Origin of the sequence: Microbacterium sp. 1262, from assembly GCF_040544895.1 — a bacterium.
GTDB classification, from domain to species: domain Bacteria; phylum Actinomycetota; class Actinomycetes; order Actinomycetales; family Microbacteriaceae; genus Microbacterium; species Microbacterium plantarum.
On record NZ_JBEPKU010000001.1, the window covers coordinates 1,175,414 to 1,195,882 of the forward strand.

Genomic DNA, 20,469 nt, shown 5'->3' on the forward strand with positions numbered 1-20,469 from the left:
GGTCGTGAAAGGGGCGCCTCCCAACGAAAGTTCGCGCGGCTCGTAAAGTGAAGTGATTCGACCCCGGAGGCGTTCGTGAAGATCCAGAACCCGTTTCGCACTGCACTGATCGCCACGCTCGGCGTCGGCGTGGGCATCGTGATCATCGGGGGCATCCAGACCCTCTCGACCATCCTTCTCTACGTCGGCACCGCGCTCTTCCTCGCTCTCGGGCTCGACCCGGTGGTCTCGTGGCTCGAGCGGCGACGCCTGCCACGATGGGCAGCTCTCCTGATCACCTTCGCAGCGCTGCTCGCGGCCTTCGCCGGCATCATCCTCATGGTCGTGCCGATCATCGTCTCGCAGATCTCGCAGCTCGTGGCCGCCATCCAGGACCTCGTCACCAACGGCGACTGGGACCCGGTCAACGCCGTCAAGGACTGGCTGACCGTCACCTTCCCGCAGCTGAACGTCGACGAGCTGTTCCAGTACCTCTCCGACTGGTACAACTCGCTCGACATCGGGGCGATCGGCGGGTCGATCACGGGCTCGATCATCCTGATCGGCGGTGGCATCATCAGCGGGTTCACCGGCGCGGTCATCGTGCTCATCCTGACGATCTACTTCACGGCGTCGACCCCGAACCTGAAGGCTGCGGTCTATCAGCTCGTGCCGGCTTCGCGACGGCCGCGCTTCATCGACCTGGCCGAGCAGATCACGGCATCCGTCGGCTTCTACGTCATGGGCCAGGTGTCCCTGGGCGTCATCAACGGTGTGCTCAGTGCCATCTTCCTGAGCGTGATCGGAGCCCCCTTCCCCGCGGTGCTCGCGGTCATCGCCTTCTTCTTCTCGCTCATCCCCCTGGTGGGAACCCTCACCGGGTCGGCGATCATCGTGCTCACCTGCCTGATACCCGGACTCGCAGAACCCCAGACGGCACTGTGGGCGGCGATCTGGTACCTCGTGTACATGCAGGTCGAGGCCTACCTCATCTCGCCGCGCATCATGAACCGTGCCGTATCGATCCCCGGCGCGGTGGTGGTCATCGCAGCCCTCGCCGGAGCCGCGCTGGGGCAGCTCCTCGGAGCGCTCGTGGCGATCCCGGTGGCAGCCAGCATCCTGATCATCTACCGCCAGGTCGTGATCCCGCGGCAGAACGAGCGCTGACGCTCAGGAGGCGTCGTCCGCCGCGTGATCGTCGTCCCACTCTTCGGCGAGCGGCAGCGCGTCGGGGTTGACGGCCGCGACGATCTCGGTGAGCACCCGACGGGTCTGGTTCTCCCCCACCCACAGGTGTTTGCCGCCCTCGACGGCGATGAGCGTCGCATGCGGGATCGAGGCGAAGCGCTGACGCGCCTCGTCCGGGCGGAGGTAGTCGTCGAACTCGGGCACCACGATGACGACTCGTCGATCGTCGCCTGCCCAGGCAGCGACCTCGTCGGCTGTGGCCCGGTGCAACGGCGGCGAGAGGAGAACGACGCCCTCGATGTCGTGGTCGCGCCCGTATTTGAGGGCGAGCTCGGTTCCGAAGGACCAACCGACCAGCCAAGGACGCGGCAGGCCCCGATCGCGCACGAACGCCATCGCCGCCGCGACGTCGAACACCTCGCCGACACCGCCCTCGAACGTCCCCTCGCTGGTCCCCCGAGGCGATGTCGTTCCTCGGGTGTTGAAACGCAGCACGGCGAGGTCGGCGAGGGCGGGGAGGCGCCCGGCCGCCTTGCGCAGGATGTGCGAGTCCATGAATCCGCCCGCCGTCGGAAGCGGATGCAGGGTGACGAGCGTCGCGACCGGTTCGCGATCCTGTGGCAGCGCGAGCTCGCCGACCAGGGTCAGCTCGTCGAGCGTGCGGAGCTCGATGTCCTCACGACGTGCGGGGAGCTGAACGGGTCCGCGGATTTCGAAGCTCATGCGATCCTCCAACATGCCGAATGCCAATGCCGACGCGCGGCGAGGTCCGCGGCGTCGCCCAGGACACCGTCCGCCCGCCACGCGACCACATGCGCCGTGGCGGGCGCGATGTCACGCCCGCAGCCCGGGCAGGTATAGGTCTTCTGCGATTGCGCGGCCGACACCGGCTGCACGGTCCATTCGACGCCACGTCGCGTCTCGGAGCGCTTCCAGCCGCTCAGCAGCCGCTCGAGCGAGTCGTCGCGCGGTTCCGGCCGTCGCCTGTTGGAACGGGGCATGACGCGCGCAGTCACCACCAGTGGTTGCTGGACCAGAAGGCATACGCCTCGCTCCAGCTGCCGTAACGTCCGACGGCGTAGCCGTTCGCCCACGTGAGGTTGTCGACGGGGTCGTACCCACTGCCCGGCACCTTGCTGCAGGGATAGGCCTGAACGAGACCGCAGGCCCCCGACGAAGCGTTCGTCGCGTTCGGGTTCCAGCTGCTCTCGCGCGACACGATGTAGTCGACGTAGCCCCAGTCGCTCTCCGGGATGCCGGCGGCGCTCAGCCAGTCGGCGGAAGATCCCCCGCCGGAGTACAGGACCGGCGCTGCGCGCGACGTCCCGGTGCTCTCGCCTTCCACCGGGGTGGGGGTCGGGGTGGGGGTCGGCGTCGGCTTGGGAGCGACGTACACGGTGAAGCCGCTGCGATCGAGCTGAGCGGGCGTCGTCGCCGTTCCGTCACCGGACAGCGCCTGCGCGTCGCCGCGCGACTCGGCCCACAGCGAGACGACTTCGACGGGCTTCTCCTGGGCGACCGCGAGTGCGGTGCCGAGCGGTGCCAGAGCGCCGCCCGCCATACCGAGCGCAGCGACCGCGGCGAAGACGGAGGACACACCGCGACGTCGCGACCAGCGCGCGGAGACCGGCGTGCTCCGGCGACGAGCCGGGACGCGCGTCGTGCGCCGGGAGACAGTCGAGCGGGAAGTCACAATGCCCTCGAGTTTAGCGAGGCGTGCAGCTTCTCTCCATCAGACTCACCCGATGGCGAGAATCACCGACACCACGCCGTCGAGAACCGCATCGACCTGCGCTTCGCGGTAGCCTCCGCGCTGCATGCGGAACGCGACCGATCGCACCTGCTCGACGGTGAGCGGTTCACCCGATTCGAGGTAACGGGCGATGCGGTGCGCCACGAGGTCGACTTCGTCCATGCGATAGCCGTACGACAGCACACCCACACGATCGAATCTCCGCCGCTCGGGACGCGACAGCCGGTCGAGGATCTCCTGGGCGAGATTGCGTGAGCGGCCGACCCAGGCGCGGGCGCCCGCACGTGACAGGGCACGTTCCCGCTCGCGCGCCGCGAATGCGTCCTCGATCCGTCCGATCGCGGCGTCGACGGGGGCGACGGCATACCCGCCGCGCACGAGCGGGAAGGCGGTCGCGCGAATCGCGGCGGAGTCGAGGTCGTCCTCCTCGGACGCCTCGAACGCTTCGCGAGCGCGCCGCAGGAAGGCATCCACAGCGGCTCGGTCGTATCCCTTGGCTCGTCCCTGCACCTCGGGGAACGGGCTCGTGGAAAGGGAGGTATCGGTCGAGGTCATTACATCACCAGAGGGGACAGAGCGTGGAAGAGGACGAGCGCCACGACGGTGGACGGCAGGATCGAGTCGAGTCGGTCGAGCACTCCCCCGTGGCCCGGCAGCCACGAGCTCATGTCTTTGATGCCGAGATCACGCTTGATCATCGACTCAGCCAGATCGCCGACCGTGGCGGAACCGAGGATGACGATACCGATGATGACGCCGGTCCACGCCGGGAGTCCGAGAAGCAGCCAGGCGAACCCGACAGCGACGAGCATCGCCACCACGCCCGCGCCTGCGAAACCCTCCCAGGTCTTCTTCGGGCTGATTCGCGGGGCCATCGGATGCTTGCCGAAGGCGAGCCCAGCGGCATAGGCGCCGGTGTCCGCGCCCACCACGACGGCGATCATCGCGAGGACCCAGAACTCTCCGCCGTCCTCGCGCAGGAGGATGAGCAGCAGGCTTCCGAGGAACGGGACGTAGAGCTGAACGAACCCGCTGATGAGCACGTCGCTGAGCACCTGACCGTAGCGACGGCTCTCGCCGCTCACCATCTGCGCCATCAACCGCCAGACGATCACCGTGACCACGGCGGCGAAGACAACGACCCAGTGCGTGCCGGCATCGAGGAGGAAGCCCGCCGCCAGCACCGCGGCGCCGGCGACCAGCTGTGGTGCGACGTCCACGCGTCGTCCCGCGGCCTGCAGGGCTCGGACGAACTCGAAGACGCCGAGCAGCGCGACGGGGATCGCGAAGAGGACGAACACCCACTTCACGAAGATGAGCGACCCGATCACGACGACGCCGATGGCGACCCCGATCAGGATCGCGACGAAGAGATTGCGTCCGGTCCGCGCGTTGATGCGCTCGTTCGCCTGCTCGAAGTCGGCCCGAGCTCGGCCGATGTGCTGTTCGAACTCCGTTCGCGCGGCACGCACCTGATTCTGAAACGCCGAATCACCGTGCTCGCGCGAACGGGACCGCTCCCGCTCGGATCGAGACGGGGCGTCGTCGCCGGGTGCGCTCATCGGTCTCAGACCTCGAGAAGCTCGGCCTCTTTGCGCTTGAGCGCGTCGTCGATGAGGTCGACGTGTGCACGCGTGAGACCGTCGAGTTCCTTCTCCGCACGCACCAGCTCGTCCTCGCCGACCTCGCTCTTGAGACCATCGAGCTCGTCCTTGGACTTCCGCCGGATGCCGCGCAGGTGGACCTTGTGGTCCTCGCCCTTCGAACGGACGAGCTTGACGTACTCCTTGCGGCGCTCCTCCGTGAGCTCGGGCATGGTGACGCGCACGATGTTGCCGTCGTTCGTCGGGTTCACGCCGAGGTTGGGGGTGTCGCGGATCGCCTGCTCGATCGCCTTGAGCGCCGACTTGTCGTACGGCGTGACGATGATCGTGCGGGCCTCGGGGTTGTTGAGCGACGCGAGCTGCGCGAGCGGAGTCGGCGACCCGTAGTAGTCGACGAGGATCTTCTGGAACAGCGCCGTGTTGGCGCGCCCCGTGCGCACGGTGGAGAAGTCCTCCTTGGCCGCCTCGACGGCGCGTTCCATGCGGGCTTTCGTGTCAGCGAGGATCTCGGGGATCACGTCACTCCATTCGTCGGTACGTCCGGTCAAGTCTAGTCTGCAGGCGGGCGGGGCTCAGACGGTGACGAGCGTGCCGATGCGCTCGCCCAGCAGTGCGCGCGTGACGTTCCCCGCCGGCTCCATGCCGAAGACGCGCATGTCGATGCCATTGTCCATGCACAGGCTGAATGCGGTGGAGTCCACGACCTTGAGCCCCTGTTGCAGCGCCTCGCCGTAGGTGATCTGCTCGATCCTCTCCGCCGTGGGGTCCTTCTTCGGGTCGGCCGTGTAGACCGCGTCGACACCGTTCTTGGCCACCAGGACCTCATCGGCCTTGATCTCGAGGGCGCGCTGCGCCGCCACCGTGTCGGTGGAGAAGTAGGGCAGACCGGCGCCGGCGCCGAAGATGACGACGCGACCCTTCTCCATGTGGCGCTCCGCGCGACGGGGAATGTACGGCTCAGCGACCTGCGTCATCGAGATGGCCGACTGCACGCGCGTTGCGGCGCCGGCCTGCTCAAGGAAGTCCTGCAATGCGAGGGCGTTCATCACGGTGCCGAGCATGCCCATGTAGTCGGCGCGACCGCGGTCCATCCCGCGCTGGCTCAGCTCTGCGCCTCGGAAGAAGTTCCCGCCGCCGACGACGATGGCGACCTCCACCCGGTCGGCGGCCTCAGCGATCTCGCGGGCGATCTGCCCGACGACATCCGGGTTCACGCCCAGCTGGCCGCCACCGAATGCCTCGCCCGACAGCTTCAGCAGGACGCGACGGCGCCCGGTCTTCTCATCGTTCATCGTGTCCCTCTCATCGCTGTGTTGCAGAGTATCGCCCGGATGGGCATGGAAAAGGCCCGCATCCGAAGATGCGGGCCTTTCGGGCTGTTACGCGCCGACCTTGAACCGAGCGAAGTCGGTGATGGTGATGCCGGCGTCCTTCGCGACCTGCGCGACGGACAGCTTGTTGTCCTTCGCGTAGTCCTGGTCGAGGAGGGCGACCTGCTTGAAGAACGCACCCACGCGGCCCTCGACGATCTTGGGAAGGGCGGCCTCGGGCTTGCCCTCGTTGCGGGAGATCTCGGTGACGATCTCGCGCTCCTTCTCGACGTCGGCCTCGGGAACGTCCTCGCGCGACAGGTAGCTGGGGTTCGCGAACGAGATGTGCTGCGCGATCGAGCGGGCGGTCTCCGCGTCCGAGCCCGAGTACGCCACGACGACGCCGATCTGCGGGGGCAGGTCCTTGCTCGTCTTGTGCAGGTAGATCTCGAACGCGTCGCCGGTCAGCGTGCGCACGCGACGCAGCTCGACCTTCTCGCCGATGATGGCGGCCTCATCGTTGATGAGCTGCTCGATCGTCTGGCCCGACGCGTCTGCGGCGAGGGCGGCCTCGACCGAGTCGGCGGATGCCGCGGCGGCCGCGTCTGCGACCTTGTCGGCCAGAGCGATGAAACGGTCGTTCTTCGCGACGAAGTCGGTCTCGCATGCGAGCTCGACGAGGGTGACCTTCCCGTCCTGCTCACGCGCGACGACGAGGCCCTCGCTCGTGGAGCGGTCGGCACGCTTCGCGTTGCCCTTCGCCCCCTTGAGGCGGAGGATCTCGACGGCCTTCTCGACGTCGCCGTCGGCCTCTTCGAGGGCCTTCTTGGTGTCGACCATTCCGGTGCCGAGCTGCTCGCGCAGAGCCTTGATGTCGGCGATGGTGAAGTTTGCCATGAGTGGCGGCTCCTTCTGTCTGTGTGAAATCTCGTGGATGCCGATCGGCGCGGCCGGGCTCAGCCGCGGCCGCGCCGATCGTAGCGGGTCAGGAAGACGCGCTGATTACTTCTCGGTGGCCTCGGTGGCGACGGCCTCGGCCTGCGCCTCGGCACCGGCCTCGTCGGCGGGCGTCTCCGTCGCGGCGACCTCAGCGTCAGCGCCCTCGACCGGGGCGTTCTCGGCGGCAGCGGTCTCTGCAGGAGCGCTCTCGAGCAGCTCGCGCTCCCAGTCGGCGAGGGGCTCGGCCTCGGCCGACTCGTCGGACGGCTGGTGGCGCTGGATGAGGCCCTCGGCAGCAGCGTCGGCGACGATGCGCGTGAGCAGGCTCACCGAACGGATCGCGTCGTCGTTACCGGGGATCGGGTACTGGAACTCGTCGGGGTCGGCGTTCGTGTCGAGGATGCCGATCACGGGGATGCCGAGCTTCTTGGCCTCATCGATCGCGAGGTGCTCGCGCTTGGCGTCGACGACCCAGATGGCCGACGGGGTCTTCTGCAGGTTGCGGATACCGCCGAGCGACTTGTGCAGCTTGTCGAGCTCGCGTTTCTTGAGCAGCAGCTCCTTCTTCGTGAAGCCGCTGGCCGCGGGGTTCTCGAAGTCGAGCTCCTCGAGCTCCTTCATGCGGGCGAGGCGCTTCGAGACCGTCTGGAAGTTGGTCAGCAGACCACCGAGCCAGCGCTGGTTCACGTAGGGCTGACCCACGCGGGTCGCCTGCTCGGCGATGACCTCCTGCGCCTGCTTCTTGGTGCCGACGAAGAGGATGGTGCCACCGTGGGCGACCGTCTCCTTGACGTACTCGTAGGCGCGGTCGATGTACGACAGCGACTGCTGCAGGTCGATGATGTGGATGCCCGAGCGCTCGGTGAGGATGAAGCGCTTGACTTTCGGGTTCCAGCGGCGGGTCTGGTGCCCGAAGTGGACGCCGCTGTCGAGCAGCTGGCGAATGGTGACGACGGCCATGGCCGTTCTCCTTCTGTTTCGGTTGATTCGCCGGGCCGACGGCCCGGTACTCCTGGCGCCCGACACACTTCCGCTCGCCGCCGGAGCGGGAGACCTGGGGAAGATGCGCCACGATCGGGAACCGATCGCTCAGGGCACGCGTAGTCACCTCGACGAGCGAGGCGCGGTGATCAGTGTAGCAGTGAGCCGCTCCTCCCCGACGCTGCGTGCGAACGGTTTGCCCACGTGTCGCGGCCGACGTCGCTGCGGCGGACGAACGGGACTCGAGACTCGACTCGTGACCCGTTCCCCGGCCGCCCTGCTCGCAGCAGCGCTCCTCATCGTGAGCACGTTTCTTCCCGACGCCGTCGCGCCAGGTGGTGAGCCGCGTCCCTCACCCGGCTGGACCATGCCGCTGCGCGGAGCCGCGGTCGCGCGAGGCTTCGAAGCTCCGGCACATGAGTACGCTCCCGGGCATCGAGGGGTCGACCTCGCCAGCGGGGGCGAGGTCGAGGTCGTCGCGCCGGCGAACGGTGTCATCGCGTTCGCGGGGCCCGTCGCCGGCCGCCCCGTCGTGACGATCGACCACGGCGACGGGGTGGCGACCAGTCTCGAGCCGGTCGACACGGCCCTGCAGACCGGGACGGCGGTGGTTCAAGGGGAGCTGGTGGGAACCGTGGCGTCCGGCGGCCATACGGGCGACGGCACGATCCACTTCGGAGTCCGGCGTAACGGTGAGTACATCAACCCGCTCCTGATGATGGGCGGCCTCACCAGGCCGATCCTGTTGCCGTGCTGCTAAGGGTCAGTCGTTCCCGATCATGTTGCGGTCACCGCTCTGGGTGACCGCTCCCAGGCGATCCGCGTCGACGTGGTTGTCGTTGCCCGATACCGCTACGGTGCCGACCTCGTCGGCGTCGACGGAGTTGCGGTCTCCCGCGATGGTGAGGGCGCCGACCCTGGCGGCATCCACATCGGCGGATTGCCCCGTGATCTCGAGCGAGTCGACCGAGCCGAGGTCGATCTCGATGCGATCACCACTCGCGAGGACATTTGCGACGCGCGCTCGCTCGAGGTCGACGTCGAGCGAAGCACCCTCGATGCGGACCACGTCGCACTCGCCGGCGAAGGCGAGGTCGAGGTCGGTTCCGCGGATCGCGACGACGCCGTCGATGCACGCGGGGTCGTTCGGCCCCGGCATCGCAGGAACCGTCGCGTCGGATGATGCTTCCGGCGTCGCGGCGGGCGAGGCCGAGGGAGACGCCGAGGTCTGCGGCGCCGTAGGCCGGACGATCCGGTCGGGCTCGTTCGACGCCACCGGCGCGCACGAAGCGAGCATCCCGACGAGCACAGTCGCGCCGATCGCTGCAGCAGCTCTTCTCATGCGTGCCCCCTCTTCGTGCTCCTCCGTGCGCTCTCCCAACGCTACGACGGCGGAGGGCCAGCGCACCATCATGCGCGCGGATGCGCTTGTCGATAGGCGGCGGCGAGCCGTTCCCCCGAGACGTGCGTGTAGATCTGCGTCGTGCCGAGGCTCGCGTGCCCGAGGATCTCCTGAACGGCCCGCAGGTCGGCACCGCCATCCAGCAGATGGGTCGCGGCGGAATGCCGCAGAGTGTGCGGCCCGACGGCATCCACCCCGAGTGCGGGGCCGAGCTTCTCCGAGACCGTCGCGTATACGGCGCGCGCCGTCAGCCGACCACCGCGCGACCCGAGGAACACTGCACGCGCGGCTTCTGCTCGGCCTGCGGCGCGCGCCGCGAGCACCGGACGCCCGCGGACCAGGTAAGCCTGCACGGCGTCGAATGCCGGACCGCCTACGGGAACGACCCGGTCCTTATCGCCCTTGCCCATGACACGTGCCGTGCGGCGTTCGCTGTCGATGTCGTCGAGGTCCAGTCCGCATAGTTCGGACACGCGGATGCCGGTCGCGTACAGCGCTTCGAGGATCGCGTGGTCGCGGAGGAGAACCGGATCTCCGTCGGCCGCCCGCGCCCGCAGATCGTCGAGGACGGATGCCACCGTCTGAGCGGTCGCGACTTTGGGCAGGGTCCGCGCCCGCTTCGGTGACGCCAGGCGGAGGGCGGGGTCGCTGGCGATCGCGCCGCGCTCGGTCGCCCACGCGAAGAAGCCCCGGGCGGTCGCGGTACGGCGAGCGAGGGTGGACCGCGCCTCGCCCCGCTCACTCGCGCGCCAGACCCAATCGCGGAGCACCTCGATGTCCACCTCTTCGAGCTCGATGTCGCCCGACGCCGCAGCCAGATCGGCGAGGTCATTGCGGTAGGCGCGGACGGTGTTCTCAGAGAGCCTGCGGACGCGCAGCAGGTGGTCTGCGTACGCGTCCGCCGCCTCCGAGATGAGCATGCAGCCAGCATGACCGATCCGCAGGCACCGCCGGGCCAGGCTCGCGGGACGCCAGCCGTCAACTGCCCGCTCGACGCCACCCGCGTTCGTCGGACACGACTCGACCATCGAGCTCCAGGAGTCCCAGCCAGGCGCTCACTTCCTCGCCGGCCACGCCGGAGCGCCGAGCGATCTCTGCGACATCCCGGGGCGCTCGTGTGCTCAGCGCGTCGAGCACCCTCGTCGCATCGTCCGTACGGCCGTCGCTGTCGAGAGCCGCGGGAGGCCCGGGCTCCTTCGACCACCCGAGCAACTCCCGGACGTCGTCCGCGCTCGTGATGCACCGACCGTCGTACTCGCGGAGGATCCGGTGGCATCCTGCCGACGCCGCAGAGGTGACCGGCCCCGGTACCGCACCGAGGGCCCGCCCGAGCGCCGCTGCGTGGCCCGCGGTGTTCAACGAACCCGACCGCCACCCCGCCTCGACCACCACGGTGGCATCGGAGAGCGCGGCGATGACCCGATTGCGCTGCAGAAAACGCCACTTTGTCGGCGCCGTGCCGCACGGCACCTCGCTCACGACCACACCACGGCGCGACACCTCCGTCAGCAGGCCGGCATGGCCCGACGGGTACGCCTTATCGACGCCCCCCGCGAGCACGGCGATCGTGCTGCCGCCGACCGCGAGGCAGGCTCGATGCGCCGCAGCGTCGATCCCGACGGCGGCCCCGGACACGATCGTCACCCCCGCGACGCCCAGTTCTCCCGCGATCTCCCCCGCGACCTGCACACCGTACGCGGTCGCCGCGCGCGCTCCGACGAGCGCAACCGCCGCAGCTGGCGCCGCGAGAGCGTCTGCCCGTCCTCTGGCCCACAGCGCGACCGGGGCATGGATGCCGAGTTCCTCGACCCTCTCCGGCCAGGCGGGATCACCCGGCACGATGAGCCGTACCCCGACCCGCTTCGCCCGCTCGATCGCGTAGGAGTGGTCGTCCTGCCGCGGACGCCACCGGGCACAGGCGCGGCGCCAGTCCCGCACCTCGAGGCCGAGCTCCGCCGGGGGTGTGTCGTCTCGCAGCGCGCACTCGAGGGCGCGGAACGCCCCCAGCCGCTGTATTGCGAGCCCGGCGATGCCGTCTCCGGGCTCGGCCAGCACCGACCATCGGGCTCGCCCCCAGCGCTCGCGACCGCTCTCGGGATCCACGAGGCCGTCCGCGGGCACGAGCCCCGCCAACGCACTGCGCACCTCGTCGTCGCTCACTGCTGGAGCCCCTTCTTCAGGAACAGCGCGCGCCCGACGTCACCCGCGGTCAGCCGCTCGCGACCCGCGAGGTCGGCCACCGACCATGCCACCCGCAACACCCGGTCGTAGCCACGCAGGGTGAGCGCTCCGCGCTGGAGAGCCGCGTCGAGCGGAGCACGAACGCGCGGTTCGGGAGCGAGCGGTCCATCCCGCAGCCACGCGCCCGAGACAGCGGCGTTCGATCGCCACGGGGTCTCCGCCAATCGCAGAGCGGCACGCGACCGCGCGGCCGCGACCTGCTCGCGCGCGGTCGCCGTCGTCGTCTGCGCAGGACCGCGCGCCGTCAGGTCGGCGAGCGACACCCGCGAAAGCGAGAGCTCGATGTCGATGCGGTCCAGCAGCGGGCCCGAGAGCCGGCCGAGATAGCGGCGGATCGCGAGGGATGGGCACGAGCAATTGCCGCCACGGACGCCGTATTGTCCGCACGGGCAGGGGTTCGTGGCCAGCACCAGCTGGAACCTCGCCGGCAGAGTTGCCCGGAATCCCGCCCGGTGGATGTCGATCGACCCCGCCTCGAGTGGCTGACGAAGAGAGTCCAGCGCGTGCGCGCTGTACTCACCGGCCTCGTCGAGAAACAGGACGCCCCCGCTCGCCCGAGCGATCGCCCCCGGTCGCAGCGACCTGCTGCCACCGCCCACCAGCGCCGCGACGCTCACGCTGTGATGCGGCGCCTCGAACGGAGGAACTCTGCTCAGGCTGTCGACGACGGTGCCCGACAGCGAGCGAATCGATGCGACTTGCAGCGCGGTCTCGTCGTCGAGCGGGGGCAGGATCCCCGGCAGGCGACGTGCAAGCATGGTCTTCCCGGCACCGGGCGGACCGCTCATGAGCAGATGGTGGCCGCCGGCCGCCGCGACGACGAGCGCATCGATCGCCTCCTCCTGCCCTCGGATGTCCGAGAGATCGTCGACAGGCAGCCCGTCGCCGTCATGCTCCCCATCATCGGCGGGAACCGGCACCTCGGGTACCGCCTCGTCATCACTGTCGATCTCGAGCCCGTGCCAGCGCGCGACGCCCGCGAGGGTGCGGCATCCGACGACGCGGACCCCGTCGACGAGAGCGGCTTCTGCTCGGCAGGCCTCGGGGACGATGACCGTCCGCTTCCCCGCGCGCGCTGCGGCGATGACTGCGGGGAGAACTCCCGGTACCGGCCGCAGCCGCCCGTCGAGGCCCAGCTCGCCGATGTGGACGGTGTCGGCGAGCGACGTCGGGTCCATCGGGAGCTCCGTCGCGAGCGCCGCGACGGCGATGGCGACATCGAAGCCAGCTCCCTGCTTCGGAAGGCTCGCCGGTGAGAGATTGACCGTCACACGACGTCGTGACAGCGGCAGCCCGCTGTTCTGACAGGCGTTGTGCACCCGCTGCTGTGCCTCGGCGAGGGCTCGGTCGGCGAGTCCGACGATGCGGAACGCGGGCGTCTGGTTCGACAGGTCGGCCTCGACTTCCACGAGGTCACCGGCGAGCCCGGTGAGTGAGACCGCCCAGGTACGCCCGAGGCTCACCGCAGGTCCTCGACGTGCTCGAGCACCGCCGTATCGACGTCGTCGCCGGTGATACCGATGACGTCGAGACGGATCCGGCGACCGCGCACCTCCCCCGGGTGCGCGGCGATCCAGGCGCAGGCGAGCCGCCACAACCGGTCCTTCTTGCGTTCGTCCACCGCCTCGAACGGATGCCCGTACGCCGCGGTCCGCCGGGTCTTGACCTCGACGATGACGAGTTCGTCGCGCGATACGGCGACGATGTCGATCTCGCCCTGCCGATCGCGCCAGTTTCGATCCAGGATGTCGTACCCGAGGCGGGTCAGGTGCCGCGCGGCCCGCTCTTCACCGGCGCGGCCCCGGTCGTCTTTCGCTGCCATATGAGCACTCTCGCGCGGCGGCCGACGGCCCCGGGGTCACGGCTGCGCGGCCGTGCAGAACCGGCTCGACGACGGTCCTGGGGAGGAGCGTCAGCTGTCGAGCGAGAGCTCGTCGGGGAGCTCGAAGTCGCGGCGCTGGAGCTCCTCGACGTTGACGTCCTTGAACGTCAGTACACGCACGGACTTCACGAAACGGTCGGCGCGATAGATGTCCCAGACCCACACGTCGTTCATCGTCAGCTCGAAGTAGAAGTCGTGCTCGGTGTCGCGCCGAACGACGTTGACGTCGTTCGCGAGGTAGAAGCGACGCTCGGTCTCGATCACGTACTGGAACTGCGACACGACGTCGCGGTACTCCTTGTAGAGCGCCAACTCCAGCTCGCGGTCATAGTCTTCGAAGACTTCGTCATCCATGGTGCTTCCATCCTAGGCGGCGGCAGCACGGCGTTCTCGTCCCCGCGACCCCGCCCACCGAAGTCAGAACAGCGTCGGCGCGTCGGCGATCGCCCAGGACGCCCGGTGATGCCGTGACAGCCCGTGCTCCCGGATCGCGGCCCGGTGGAGCGCGCTGGCGTAACCCTTGTTCCGTGCCCACTCGTACATCGGCGTCTCGTCGTGCAGCTCGGTCATGTGGGCATCGCGCGCCACCTTCGCGATGACCGACGCCGCCGCGGCACTGGCGCAGTCACGGTCCGCCTTGATGATCGTCCGCACCGTCATGCCCGGTCCGGCCATCGGACTGACATAGTCGTGATTGCCGTCCAGGATGACGACGGTCTCAGCAGCGAAGGGATCCGCGACGCCGAGACCCTGGATCGCGCGAACAGCGGCCAGGCCGAGCGCCCGCATGATCCCCATCTCGTCGATCTCACCCGGCGTGGCCGACCCCACCGCCGAGGCCACGACCCAGTCGGCTGCTCGCAGCGCCAGCTCTGGTCGGCGAAGCTCGGTCACGAGCTTCGAGTCACGAAGCCCCTCGGGAACGCGACGACGCGCGCAGCGTGCGTCGAGCACGGCGGCACCGACCGACACCGGGCCCGCCAACGCGCCCCGCCCGACCTCGTCGAGAGCGATGACGAACTCGTACTCGCGCAGCAGCCGCCGTTCGACGGTCAGCCGGGGCGCGACGACGGTCATCGTCCTTCGGGCGCGGGGACCCCCGCGAAGACGTCGTGGTGGAAGTCGATGAGGCCGAAGCGGTCGAGGGGCCAGGTGATGAGGAAAGCTCGTCCCACGACGTTGTCGAGCGGGACGAAGCCCTGCGAGGGCTGGTCGCGGTTGTAGCGCGAGTCCCGCGAGTGATCACGGTTGTCGCCGAGCACCCAGAGCGAGTTCTCGGGCACCGTCACGTCGAACGGAACCTCTTGCGGGGCCGACTGGCCGTCCGCGAGCGAGACGTACGAGGATTCGTCGATGGGAACGTCGTTCACCGTGATCTGGCCGACGGCGTTGCAGCACACGACATGGTCACCCGGCATCCCGATGATCCGCTTGATGAGGTGGTCCTTGCTGTCGGGAGCCGACAGTCCGACGACGGAGAGCACCCAGTCCATGCCCTCGACGAGCGGCGGACGGGCCTGCTCGACGGTGGGAGGCAGCCACCCTCCGGGATCGCGGAAGACGACGACGTCACCCCGCGCGTAGCCGCCGAACCGGGGCGTGAGCTGGTCGACGAGGATCCGGTCGTCCTTCAGCAGCGTCCGTTCCATGGATCCGGATGGGATGTAGAACGAACGGACGAGGAAAGTCTTGACCAGAAACGACACCGCGAGAGCGATGGCGACGATCACGAGGATGTCGCGAAGAAGCAGGCCGAGGCGACGTGATCGTGAACGCGCGGGCTTCGGCGCCTGCGCGGCAAGGTCATCGGTGGTCATTCATCGCCTCTCATCCGACTCGCCCGCCGGGGAGCCCTACCCAGGGTCGCACATTCCGCGACCATCGCCGGTCACCGCGCAGCGGAGACGACGGATGCCCCGAGCCTGAGCCCGGGGCATCCAGAGAATGCGTCGCTGCGATCAGCGGTCGCGCTTCTCCTTGATCTTCGCCTTCTTGCCGCGCAGGTTGCGCAGGTAGTACAGCTTCGCGCGACGGACGTCACCGCGCGTGACGACCTCGATGTGGTCGATCACGGGGCTGTGGACGGGGAACGTACGCTCGACGCCGACCTGGAAGCTGATCTTCCGGACGGTGAAGGTCTCGCGCACGCCGTCGCCCGAGCGGCCGATGACGACGCCCTGGAAGACCTGGATACGCGAGCGGTTGCCCTCGGTGATGTTGACGTGCACCTTGACGGTGTCGCCGGGGGCGAATGCGGGGATGTCGCTGCGCAGCGATGCTGCGTCGACGGAGTCGAGGATCTGCATGATCTGTTCTTCCTGCGACCGCCTCAGGTCGACCACGAGAGAGTTGAATAAGGATGCGGTGCCCCGGGCGCCCGCCGGGCGCCGCTCCCCTGAGGCAGAGATCTATCAGGGCACAAGCGTTCATTCTGCCATGCCGGGCCCTGCTGACCAAAACGTCAGCCGTCGCTGCGCCGGACCTCTTCGATGATCACGACCTTCTCGTCGGCACGTCGTTCGGACGTCGGTCGCATCGCTTCACGCAGGTACGCCGGATCCGTGGCGACGGAGAACAGCGAGACGGGCCGCGCTTCCCGGAAGAGCTGCCAGAGCGACACCCAGAAGACCGCGAGGAACGCAGCGACCGCGGCGAAGAGCAGCGGCCAGAAGGCGCCCTCGGGGTAGAACCCGATGACGATGATGAGCGCGTGCCACACCGTGAACACGAGGACGTCCCACCACGACAGCATCCGCGAGTGCCGAACGGTGCCGCGTGCCCGCACCAGCAGTGTCGTCACGAGCTGACCGATCAGCACCGCCGGGACCGCGATGAACAGGACCCAGAGGAACACCCAGCCGCTCGCACCCGAGATCGCCCAGCCCACGACGAGCCACAGCGGCAGCGCCAGGGCCGCGGGAAGGAGCCAATGGAAGAGCGCGCGTCGCAGCCACATGCTCCCGATGCTACGCCGGTCCGGCAGGATAGAAGCTGAAGAGAGGATCACGATGATCGAGCTGCGCACCCCTGCCGAGATCGAAGCGATGCGTCCCGCGGGACGCTTCGTGGCCGAGACGCTGGCGACCCTTCGAGACGAGACGAAGGTCGGCACGAACCTCCTCGCGATCGATCGGCGCGCGCACGAGCTCATCCGCCGCGCCGGCGCTGAATCCTGCTACATCGACTACCACCCGTCGTTCGGAGCCAGCCCGTTCGGCAAAGTGATCTGCACGTCGATCAACGACGCGGTCCTGCACGGGCTCCCCCACGACTACGCCTTGCGCGACGGCGATCTCGTCACGCTCGACTTCGCGGTCTCGGTCGACGGCTGGGTGGCCGACTCGGCCGTGTCGTTCGTCGTGGGAACGCCGCGAGACGAAGATCTCGCCCTCATCGACACCACCGAGCGCGCTCTCGATGCAGCAATCGGAGCCGCCGTGGTCGGCAACAAGATCGGCGACATCTCGCACGCCGTCGCGACGGTCGCCCGCGCCGACGGGCTGTCGATCAACACCGACTTCGGCGGCCACGGCGTCGGCCGGGAGATGCACGGCGACCCGCACGTCCCCAACGACGGCAAGCCCGGCCGCGGCTACCCGCTGCGCGCCGGCCTCGTGGTCGCGCTCGAGCCCTGGTTCCTGCAGAGCACCGACAAGCTGGTCACGGATGCCGACGGATGGACCCTCCGCAGCGCCGACGGGTCCCGCGGTGCGCACTCCGAGCACACCGTGGCCATCACTGCGGACGGTCCGGTCATCCTCACCGACCGGTCGTTCCTCGGCGTCGACTGACGTGTGCCCTGGGCCGGTCCGTCGTCGCGGCGGCCGGCTCAGGCCTCGAGGTCTCGGGGCAACAGGTCCGGACGGCGCTCGCGCGTCCGCTCGACCCGCTGAGCGTGCCGCCACTCCGCGACGCGGCCGTGGTGCCCGCTGAGCAGGACGGCCGGCACTTCGTGGCCACGCCAGGATGCGGGCTTGGTGTAGGAGGGGTACTCGAGCAGCCCGTCTTCGTGCGACTCCTCGACGAGGCTCTCGGGGTTGCCGACCACACCGGGAATGAGGCGGCCGATCGCTTCGATCATCGCCATCGAGGCGACCTCTCCCCCGTTGAGGACGTAGTCGCCGAGGCTCATGAGCCGGACGTCGCCGAGCGTCGCCGCGTATGCGAAGACGCGCTCGTCGATCCCCTCGTAGCGGCCACAGCCGAAGACGAGGTGCGACGCTTCGCTCAGCTCGCGAGCGGTGCCCTGCGAGAACCGCTCGCCGGCAGGCGAAGGAAAGATGAACGTCGGCCGGTCGCCCGCGTCCGCGACGATCGCATCCAGCGCGAGCCCCCACGGCTCGGGCTTCATCACCATGCCGGCGCCGCCGCCGTACGGGGTGTCGTCGACGGTGCGGTGCCGATCGGTGGTGTAGTCCCGCAGATCGTGGACGCGGACATCGAGGAGGCCGGCGCCTCGCGCCTTGCCGAGAAGCGAGACCTCGAGGACGTCGAAGAACGCGGGGAAGATCGTGACGACGTCGACGCGCACGTCAGTCCTCGGAGGAGGCGCTGTCGCCGTCTTCCACGGAACCAGCTTCCGCGGGGTCGTCGGACTCATCAGCGGGCAGGTCTTCGAACAGTCCCGCCGGCGGAGTCACGATGACACGACCCCCTGCGACATCCACCTCGGGCACGATCGCCTTGACGAACGGTACGAGGATCTCGGTGTCGTCGCCGTCGCGCTGGACGATGAGGAGGTCCTGCGCGGGGAGATGATCGACTCGTGCGATGCGTCCGACCCGCTCGCCGTCACGCACGACGTCGAGGCCGACGAGCTGGTGATCGAACCAGGCGTCGTCCTCGGCCGTGGCGTCGCCGTCCTGGTCGACCCAGAGGATGGCCTTGACGAGGCTCTCGGCGGCATCGCGGTCGTTGACGTCTTCGAGGAAGAGGACGGGGTGCGAGTTCATCCACCGGAACTCTCGGACGGTCACGGACTTGCCGTGCCAGGGAGACGCCTCGGGGACCTGCAACGTGAACGTCGCGCCCGGCACGAAGCGGCCGTCGGGATCATCGGTGTACAGCTCGAGCTTGAGTGCGCCCTTGAGGCCGTGCGCCTTGACGAGGCGCCCGACGCGCAGCTGAGTGCGAGCGGGGTCGGCGGCCATGTCAGTCGTCCGCGACGTCGACGCGAACGCGCGTGCCGTCGGCAAGCGCGGAGATCAGCGCGCGCAGCGCCTTGGCGGTGCGTCCGCCGCGCCCGATCACCCGTCCCCGGTCGTCGGGGTGCACGCGCACCTCGAGGACCTCGCCGCGGGGCGACGAGGAGGAACGGATGACGACGTCGTCGGGGTGATCGACGATCCCCTTGACGACGTGCTCGAGCGCGGCGGACAGCAACGGATTACTCCGCGTCGGTCGCGTCGGCGGCGGGAGCCTCGTCGGCGGGAGCCTCAGCGGCGGGCTCCTCGGCCTTCTTGGCGGCCTGCGGCTTGATGACCGACTTCTTCGACGCGTCAGCGACGAACTCCCCCTTGGCCTCGGCCGTGCGAACGGTCGAGACGGCGTTCTTGTCGCCCTTGAACTTGCCCCAGTCGCCCGTGAGCTTGAGCAGAGCGGTGACCTGCTCGGTCGGCTGAGCGCCGACGGACAGCCAGTACTGGGCGCGGTCGGAGTCGACCTTGATGATCGAGGGCTCCTCGGTCGGGTGGTACTGACCGATCTCCTCGATCACGCGGCCGTCGCGCTTGGTGCGCGAGTCGGCGACGACGATGCGGTAGTAGGGCGCGCGGATCTTGCCGAGGCGCTTGAGACGGATCTTGACAGCCACAATTCTCCTGAGTGGTGTGATGTGAAGTGAACGTCGCCTGGAGCGTGGGGTGCACACCCGGCGGGAGCTCTGAGGGTGGACCTTCCCGCCGGATAGAGGGTCGAGCGAGCGGTCCAACCGTCTATTTTGCCAGATGATGACGGTCGTCGCGAACCGCACCGCACCGCGTGTCAGACTGAGCGCATGACGGTCCCCTTCGCCACGTCTGCCCGTTCCTCCGTGGGGCTCGAGTGGGAGTTGATGCTCGCCGACCGCGACACCGGGGATCTCGCGCCCCGAGCGCCGGAGGTGCTCGCCGAAGTCGAGGAATCCTCCGCGCTCGAGCGCTACACGATCACGGGCGAGCTGCTGACGAACACCATCGAGGTGACCAGCGGTGTCGGCGACACCGTCGCCGCGGCGGTCGACGACATCGACGACGCGATCCAGCGGGTGCGCGAGTTCGCGGCACCGCGCGGTCTTGAGATGCTCTGCGCCGGCAGCCACCCCTTCGCCCGGTGGTACGAGCAGCAGATCACCGACAAGACCCGCTATCACAAGCTCATCGAACGCACCCAGTGGTGGGGCCGGAACATGATGATCTGGGGCATCCACATCCATGTGGGTGTCGAGGACGTGAACAAGGTGTTCCCGCTCATCAACGCGCTGTCGCTCTACCTCCCCCACCTGCAAGCCCTGTCGGCGTCGAGCCCGTTCTGGGCCGGCGACCGCACCGGGTACGCATCCAATCGCGCCCTCGTCTTCCAGCAGCTGCCCACCGCCGGCCTGCCCTGGAGTTTCACGCAGTGGAGCGACTTCGAGAACTACCTCGACGGCATGGTCCGCACGGGCGTCATGGAGGACGCGTCGGAGGTGCGTTGGGACATCCGCCCCGCGCCGAAGTGGGGAACGATCGAGATCCGCGCCTGCGACGGGATGTCGACGCTTCCCGAGCTCGCGGCCGTGGCATCCCTCGTCCAGGTGCTCACCGAGCACCTCTCGCGACAGCTCGACGAGGGGCGCGAGCTCCCGACGATCCCGCCGTGGTTCGTGCGGGAGAACAAGTGGCGCGCCGCCCGGTACGGGCTGGACGCGCGTCTGATCGTCGACGCCGATGGCACGCAGCGACACGTCGCCGATCACCTCCGCGACACGATGGCCGAGCTCGAGCCGATCGCCGAGGAGCTGCACTGCGCACGCGAGTTCCGCGGGCTGAACACGATCCTCGATCAAGGGGCGAGCTACCTCCGGCAGACGCGCGTCGCGGAGGCGGCCGACGGCGACCTGCGCGAGGTCGTCCAGCACCTGATCCGCGAGTTCCGCGACGGCCCCACGCTGCGCCAGCACCTGGCGCAGCCGGACGTCGGCCGCTGATTCAGGGCGGCTGACCCAGGGCGGC

Annotated in this window: 27 protein-coding genes; 4 read left to right on the plus strand and 23 right to left on the minus strand. The window is 68.9% G+C overall.

Going from position 1 to position 20,469, the window contains the following annotated elements; genetic code table 11:
* Positions 1-75 precede the first annotated feature (75 nt).
* Complete coding sequence (locus tag ABIC53_RS05515; protein WP_114589351.1) at positions 76-1,146, plus strand: AI-2E family transporter; 1,071 nt, start codon at positions 76-78, stop codon at positions 1,144-1,146.
* 3 nt (positions 1,147-1,149) lie between these two features.
* Here ABIC53_RS05515 and ABIC53_RS05520 read toward each other — a convergent pair whose 3' ends face one another.
* From ABIC53_RS05520 to rpsB, 9 genes are all read right to left on the minus strand, one after another.
* Positions 1,150-1,890, minus strand: a complete 741-nt coding sequence (locus ABIC53_RS05520) for an alpha/beta hydrolase (protein ID WP_274177818.1) — start codon at positions 1,888-1,890, stop codon at positions 1,150-1,152.
* Positions 1,887-2,168: an Rv1322 family protein gene (locus ABIC53_RS05525; protein WP_274177817.1), complete on the minus strand. Its 282-nt coding sequence runs from the start codon at positions 2,166-2,168 to the stop codon at positions 1,887-1,889. Before ABIC53_RS05525 ends, ABIC53_RS05520 begins: the two co-directional genes overlap by 4 nt.
* Positions 2,169-2,179: 11 nt before the next feature.
* Positions 2,180-2,764 (minus strand): aggregation-promoting factor C-terminal-like domain-containing protein, encoded by a 585-nt coding sequence (locus ABIC53_RS05530; protein ID WP_240309840.1) that lies wholly within the window; start codon positions 2,762-2,764, stop codon positions 2,180-2,182.
* Positions 2,765-2,905: 141 nt separating this feature from the next.
* Positions 2,906-3,475 carry a DivIVA domain-containing protein gene (locus ABIC53_RS05535; protein WP_274177816.1) on the minus strand — a complete coding sequence of 190 codons (570 nt, stop codon included), beginning with the start codon at positions 3,473-3,475 and terminating at the stop codon, positions 2,906-2,908.
* Positions 3,475-4,392, minus strand: coding sequence for a phosphatidate cytidylyltransferase (locus tag ABIC53_RS05540; protein ID WP_274177815.1), 918 nt, complete (start codon positions 4,390-4,392; stop codon positions 3,475-3,477). The genes ABIC53_RS05535 and ABIC53_RS05540 overlap by 1 nt, the downstream gene beginning before the upstream one ends.
* A 95-nt stretch (positions 4,393-4,487) precedes the next feature.
* Positions 4,488-5,042, minus strand: coding sequence for a ribosome recycling factor (frr, locus tag ABIC53_RS05545; RefSeq protein WP_112614568.1), 555 nt, complete (start codon positions 5,040-5,042; stop codon positions 4,488-4,490).
* Between the two features lie 54 nt (positions 5,043-5,096).
* Positions 5,097-5,816, minus strand: a complete 720-nt coding sequence (gene pyrH, locus ABIC53_RS05550; protein WP_114589348.1) for a UMP kinase — start codon at positions 5,814-5,816, stop codon at positions 5,097-5,099.
* An 87-nt stretch (positions 5,817-5,903) separates the two neighbouring features.
* Positions 5,904-6,731: a translation elongation factor Ts gene (tsf, locus tag ABIC53_RS05555; protein ID WP_023950948.1), complete on the minus strand. Its 828-nt coding sequence runs from the start codon at positions 6,729-6,731 to the stop codon at positions 5,904-5,906.
* A 105-nt stretch (positions 6,732-6,836) separates the two neighbouring features.
* A complete protein-coding gene (gene rpsB / locus ABIC53_RS05560; protein ID WP_274177814.1) occupies positions 6,837-7,733 on the minus strand; it encodes a 30S ribosomal protein S2 in 897 nt (298 codons plus the stop codon).
* Between the two features lie 277 nt (positions 7,734-8,010).
* Here rpsB and ABIC53_RS05565 point away from each other — a divergent pair, with 277 nt between their 5' ends.
* The gene (locus ABIC53_RS05565; RefSeq protein WP_354450702.1) at positions 8,011-8,514 is read left to right on the plus strand and encodes a murein hydrolase activator EnvC family protein; all 504 of its coding nucleotides are present in this window, start codon (positions 8,011-8,013) and stop codon (positions 8,512-8,514) included.
* 3 nt (positions 8,515-8,517) lie between these two features.
* Here ABIC53_RS05565 and ABIC53_RS05570 read toward each other — a convergent pair whose 3' ends face one another.
* The 10 genes from ABIC53_RS05570 to ABIC53_RS05615 form a co-directional block, all read right to left on the minus strand.
* A complete protein-coding gene (locus ABIC53_RS05570; protein WP_274177812.1) occupies positions 8,518-9,096 on the minus strand; it encodes a hypothetical protein in 579 nt (192 codons plus the stop codon).
* A gap of 68 nt (positions 9,097-9,164) precedes the next feature.
* The gene (locus ABIC53_RS05575; RefSeq protein WP_274177811.1) at positions 9,165-10,076 is read right to left on the minus strand and encodes a tyrosine recombinase XerC; all 912 of its coding nucleotides are present in this window, start codon (positions 10,074-10,076) and stop codon (positions 9,165-9,167) included.
* 58 nt (positions 10,077-10,134) lie between these two features.
* Positions 10,135-11,316: a DNA-processing protein DprA gene (gene dprA / locus ABIC53_RS05580; protein ID WP_274177810.1), complete on the minus strand. Its 1,182-nt coding sequence runs from the start codon at positions 11,314-11,316 to the stop codon at positions 10,135-10,137.
* Positions 11,313-12,860, minus strand: a complete 1,548-nt coding sequence (locus ABIC53_RS05585) for a YifB family Mg chelatase-like AAA ATPase (protein WP_274177809.1) — start codon at positions 12,858-12,860, stop codon at positions 11,313-11,315. Before ABIC53_RS05585 ends, dprA begins: the two co-directional genes overlap by 4 nt.
* Positions 12,857-13,219 carry a YraN family protein gene (locus ABIC53_RS05590; protein WP_269266407.1) on the minus strand — a complete coding sequence of 121 codons (363 nt, stop codon included), beginning with the start codon at positions 13,217-13,219 and terminating at the stop codon, positions 12,857-12,859. Before ABIC53_RS05590 ends, ABIC53_RS05585 begins: the two co-directional genes overlap by 4 nt.
* A gap of 90 nt (positions 13,220-13,309) precedes the next feature.
* On the minus strand, positions 13,310-13,633 hold the full coding sequence (locus ABIC53_RS05595) for a DUF2469 family protein (protein ID WP_023950963.1): 324 nt from the start codon (positions 13,631-13,633) through the stop codon (positions 13,310-13,312).
* A 63-nt stretch (positions 13,634-13,696) separates the two neighbouring features.
* Positions 13,697-14,356, minus strand: a complete 660-nt coding sequence (gene rnhB / locus ABIC53_RS05600; protein ID WP_112614496.1) for a ribonuclease HII — start codon at positions 14,354-14,356, stop codon at positions 13,697-13,699.
* Positions 14,353-15,096 carry a signal peptidase I gene (lepB, locus tag ABIC53_RS05605; protein WP_114589341.1) on the minus strand — a complete coding sequence of 248 codons (744 nt, stop codon included), beginning with the start codon at positions 15,094-15,096 and terminating at the stop codon, positions 14,353-14,355. The genes rnhB and lepB overlap by 4 nt, the downstream gene beginning before the upstream one ends.
* Positions 15,097-15,237: 141 nt before the next feature.
* The gene (rplS, locus tag ABIC53_RS05610) at positions 15,238-15,585 is read right to left on the minus strand and encodes a 50S ribosomal protein L19 (protein ID WP_023950969.1); all 348 of its coding nucleotides are present in this window, start codon (positions 15,583-15,585) and stop codon (positions 15,238-15,240) included.
* Between the two features lie 155 nt (positions 15,586-15,740).
* Positions 15,741-16,235 (minus strand): MFS transporter permease, encoded by a 495-nt coding sequence (locus ABIC53_RS05615; RefSeq protein ID WP_114589340.1) that lies wholly within the window; start codon positions 16,233-16,235, stop codon positions 15,741-15,743.
* 52 nt (positions 16,236-16,287) lie between these two features.
* Here ABIC53_RS05615 and map point away from each other — a divergent pair, with 52 nt between their 5' ends.
* The gene (gene map, locus ABIC53_RS05620; protein WP_112614490.1) at positions 16,288-17,070 is read left to right on the plus strand and encodes a type I methionyl aminopeptidase; all 783 of its coding nucleotides are present in this window, start codon (positions 16,288-16,290) and stop codon (positions 17,068-17,070) included.
* Positions 17,071-17,108: 38 nt separating this feature from the next.
* On the opposite strand, the gene trmD is transcribed toward map, so the two are convergent.
* Genes trmD through rpsP form a run of 4 tightly spaced genes read right to left on the minus strand, consistent with a single transcriptional unit; the run spans position 17,109 to position 19,091 of the window.
* Positions 17,109-17,810 carry a tRNA (guanosine(37)-N1)-methyltransferase TrmD gene (gene trmD / locus ABIC53_RS05625; RefSeq protein ID WP_274177808.1) on the minus strand — a complete coding sequence of 234 codons (702 nt, stop codon included), beginning with the start codon at positions 17,808-17,810 and terminating at the stop codon, positions 17,109-17,111.
* Position 17,811: 1 nt separating this feature from the next.
* Positions 17,812-18,429 (minus strand): ribosome maturation factor RimM, encoded by a 618-nt coding sequence (gene rimM / locus ABIC53_RS05630; protein WP_274177807.1) that lies wholly within the window; start codon positions 18,427-18,429, stop codon positions 17,812-17,814.
* A gap of 1 nt (position 18,430) precedes the next feature.
* On the minus strand, positions 18,431-18,661 hold the full coding sequence (locus tag ABIC53_RS05635; protein ID WP_023950977.1) for an RNA-binding protein: 231 nt from the start codon (positions 18,659-18,661) through the stop codon (positions 18,431-18,433).
* A 4-nt stretch (positions 18,662-18,665) separates the two neighbouring features.
* Entirely contained in the window at positions 18,666-19,091 is a 426-nt protein-coding gene (gene rpsP, locus ABIC53_RS05640) for a 30S ribosomal protein S16 (RefSeq protein WP_023950978.1), read from the minus strand.
* A 183-nt stretch (positions 19,092-19,274) separates the two neighbouring features.
* Between rpsP and ABIC53_RS05645 the strand changes: the two genes are divergently transcribed.
* Complete coding sequence (locus ABIC53_RS05645; RefSeq protein WP_274177806.1) at positions 19,275-20,444, plus strand: glutamate--cysteine ligase; 1,170 nt, start codon at positions 19,275-19,277, stop codon at positions 20,442-20,444.
* Positions 20,445-20,469: the final 25 nt, after the last annotated feature.

What these genes read in the sequence shown, in the direction of transcription:
- ABIC53_RS05520 (WP_274177818.1), bottom strand. Translation starts at nt 1,890, where the DNA reads ATGAGCTTCGAAATCCGCGGACCCGTTCAGCTCCCCGCACGTCGTGAG.
- ABIC53_RS05525 (WP_274177817.1), bottom strand. Translation starts at nt 2,168, where the DNA reads ATGCCCCGTTCCAACAGGCGACGGCCGGAACCGCGCGACGACTCGCTC.
- ABIC53_RS05535 (WP_274177816.1), bottom strand. Translation starts at nt 3,475, where the DNA reads ATGACCTCGACCGATACCTCCCTTTCCACGAGCCCGTTCCCCGAGGTG.
- pyrH (WP_114589348.1), bottom strand. Translation starts at nt 5,816, where the DNA reads ATGAACGATGAGAAGACCGGGCGCCGTCGCGTCCTGCTGAAGCTGTCG.
- tsf (WP_023950948.1), bottom strand. Translation starts at nt 6,731, where the DNA reads ATGGCAAACTTCACCATCGCCGACATCAAGGCTCTGCGCGAGCAGCTC.
- rpsB (WP_274177814.1), bottom strand. Translation starts at nt 7,733, where the DNA reads ATGGCCGTCGTCACCATTCGCCAGCTGCTCGACAGCGGCGTCCACTTC.
- ABIC53_RS05570 (WP_274177812.1), bottom strand. Translation starts at nt 9,096, where the DNA reads ATGAGAAGAGCTGCTGCAGCGATCGGCGCGACTGTGCTCGTCGGGATG.
- ABIC53_RS05575 (WP_274177811.1), bottom strand. Translation starts at nt 10,076, where the DNA reads ATGCTCATCTCGGAGGCGGCGGACGCGTACGCAGACCACCTGCTGCGC.
- ABIC53_RS05590 (WP_269266407.1), bottom strand. Translation starts at nt 13,219, where the DNA reads ATGGCAGCGAAAGACGACCGGGGCCGCGCCGGTGAAGAGCGGGCCGCG.
- ABIC53_RS05595 (WP_023950963.1), bottom strand. Translation starts at nt 13,633, where the DNA reads ATGGATGACGAAGTCTTCGAAGACTATGACCGCGAGCTGGAGTTGGCG.
- rnhB (WP_112614496.1), bottom strand. Translation starts at nt 14,356, where the DNA reads ATGACCGTCGTCGCGCCCCGGCTGACCGTCGAACGGCGGCTGCTGCGC.
- lepB (WP_114589341.1), bottom strand. Translation starts at nt 15,096, where the DNA reads ATGACCACCGATGACCTTGCCGCGCAGGCGCCGAAGCCCGCGCGTTCA.
- rplS (WP_023950969.1), bottom strand. Translation starts at nt 15,585, where the DNA reads ATGCAGATCCTCGACTCCGTCGACGCAGCATCGCTGCGCAGCGACATC.
- ABIC53_RS05615 (WP_114589340.1), bottom strand. Translation starts at nt 16,235, where the DNA reads ATGTGGCTGCGACGCGCGCTCTTCCATTGGCTCCTTCCCGCGGCCCTG.
- map (WP_112614490.1), top strand. Translation starts at nt 16,288, where the DNA reads ATGATCGAGCTGCGCACCCCTGCCGAGATCGAAGCGATGCGTCCCGCG.
- rimM (WP_274177807.1), bottom strand. Translation starts at nt 18,429, where the DNA reads ATGGCCGCCGACCCCGCTCGCACTCAGCTGCGCGTCGGGCGCCTCGTC.
- ABIC53_RS05645 (WP_274177806.1), top strand. Translation starts at nt 19,275, where the DNA reads ATGACGGTCCCCTTCGCCACGTCTGCCCGTTCCTCCGTGGGGCTCGAG.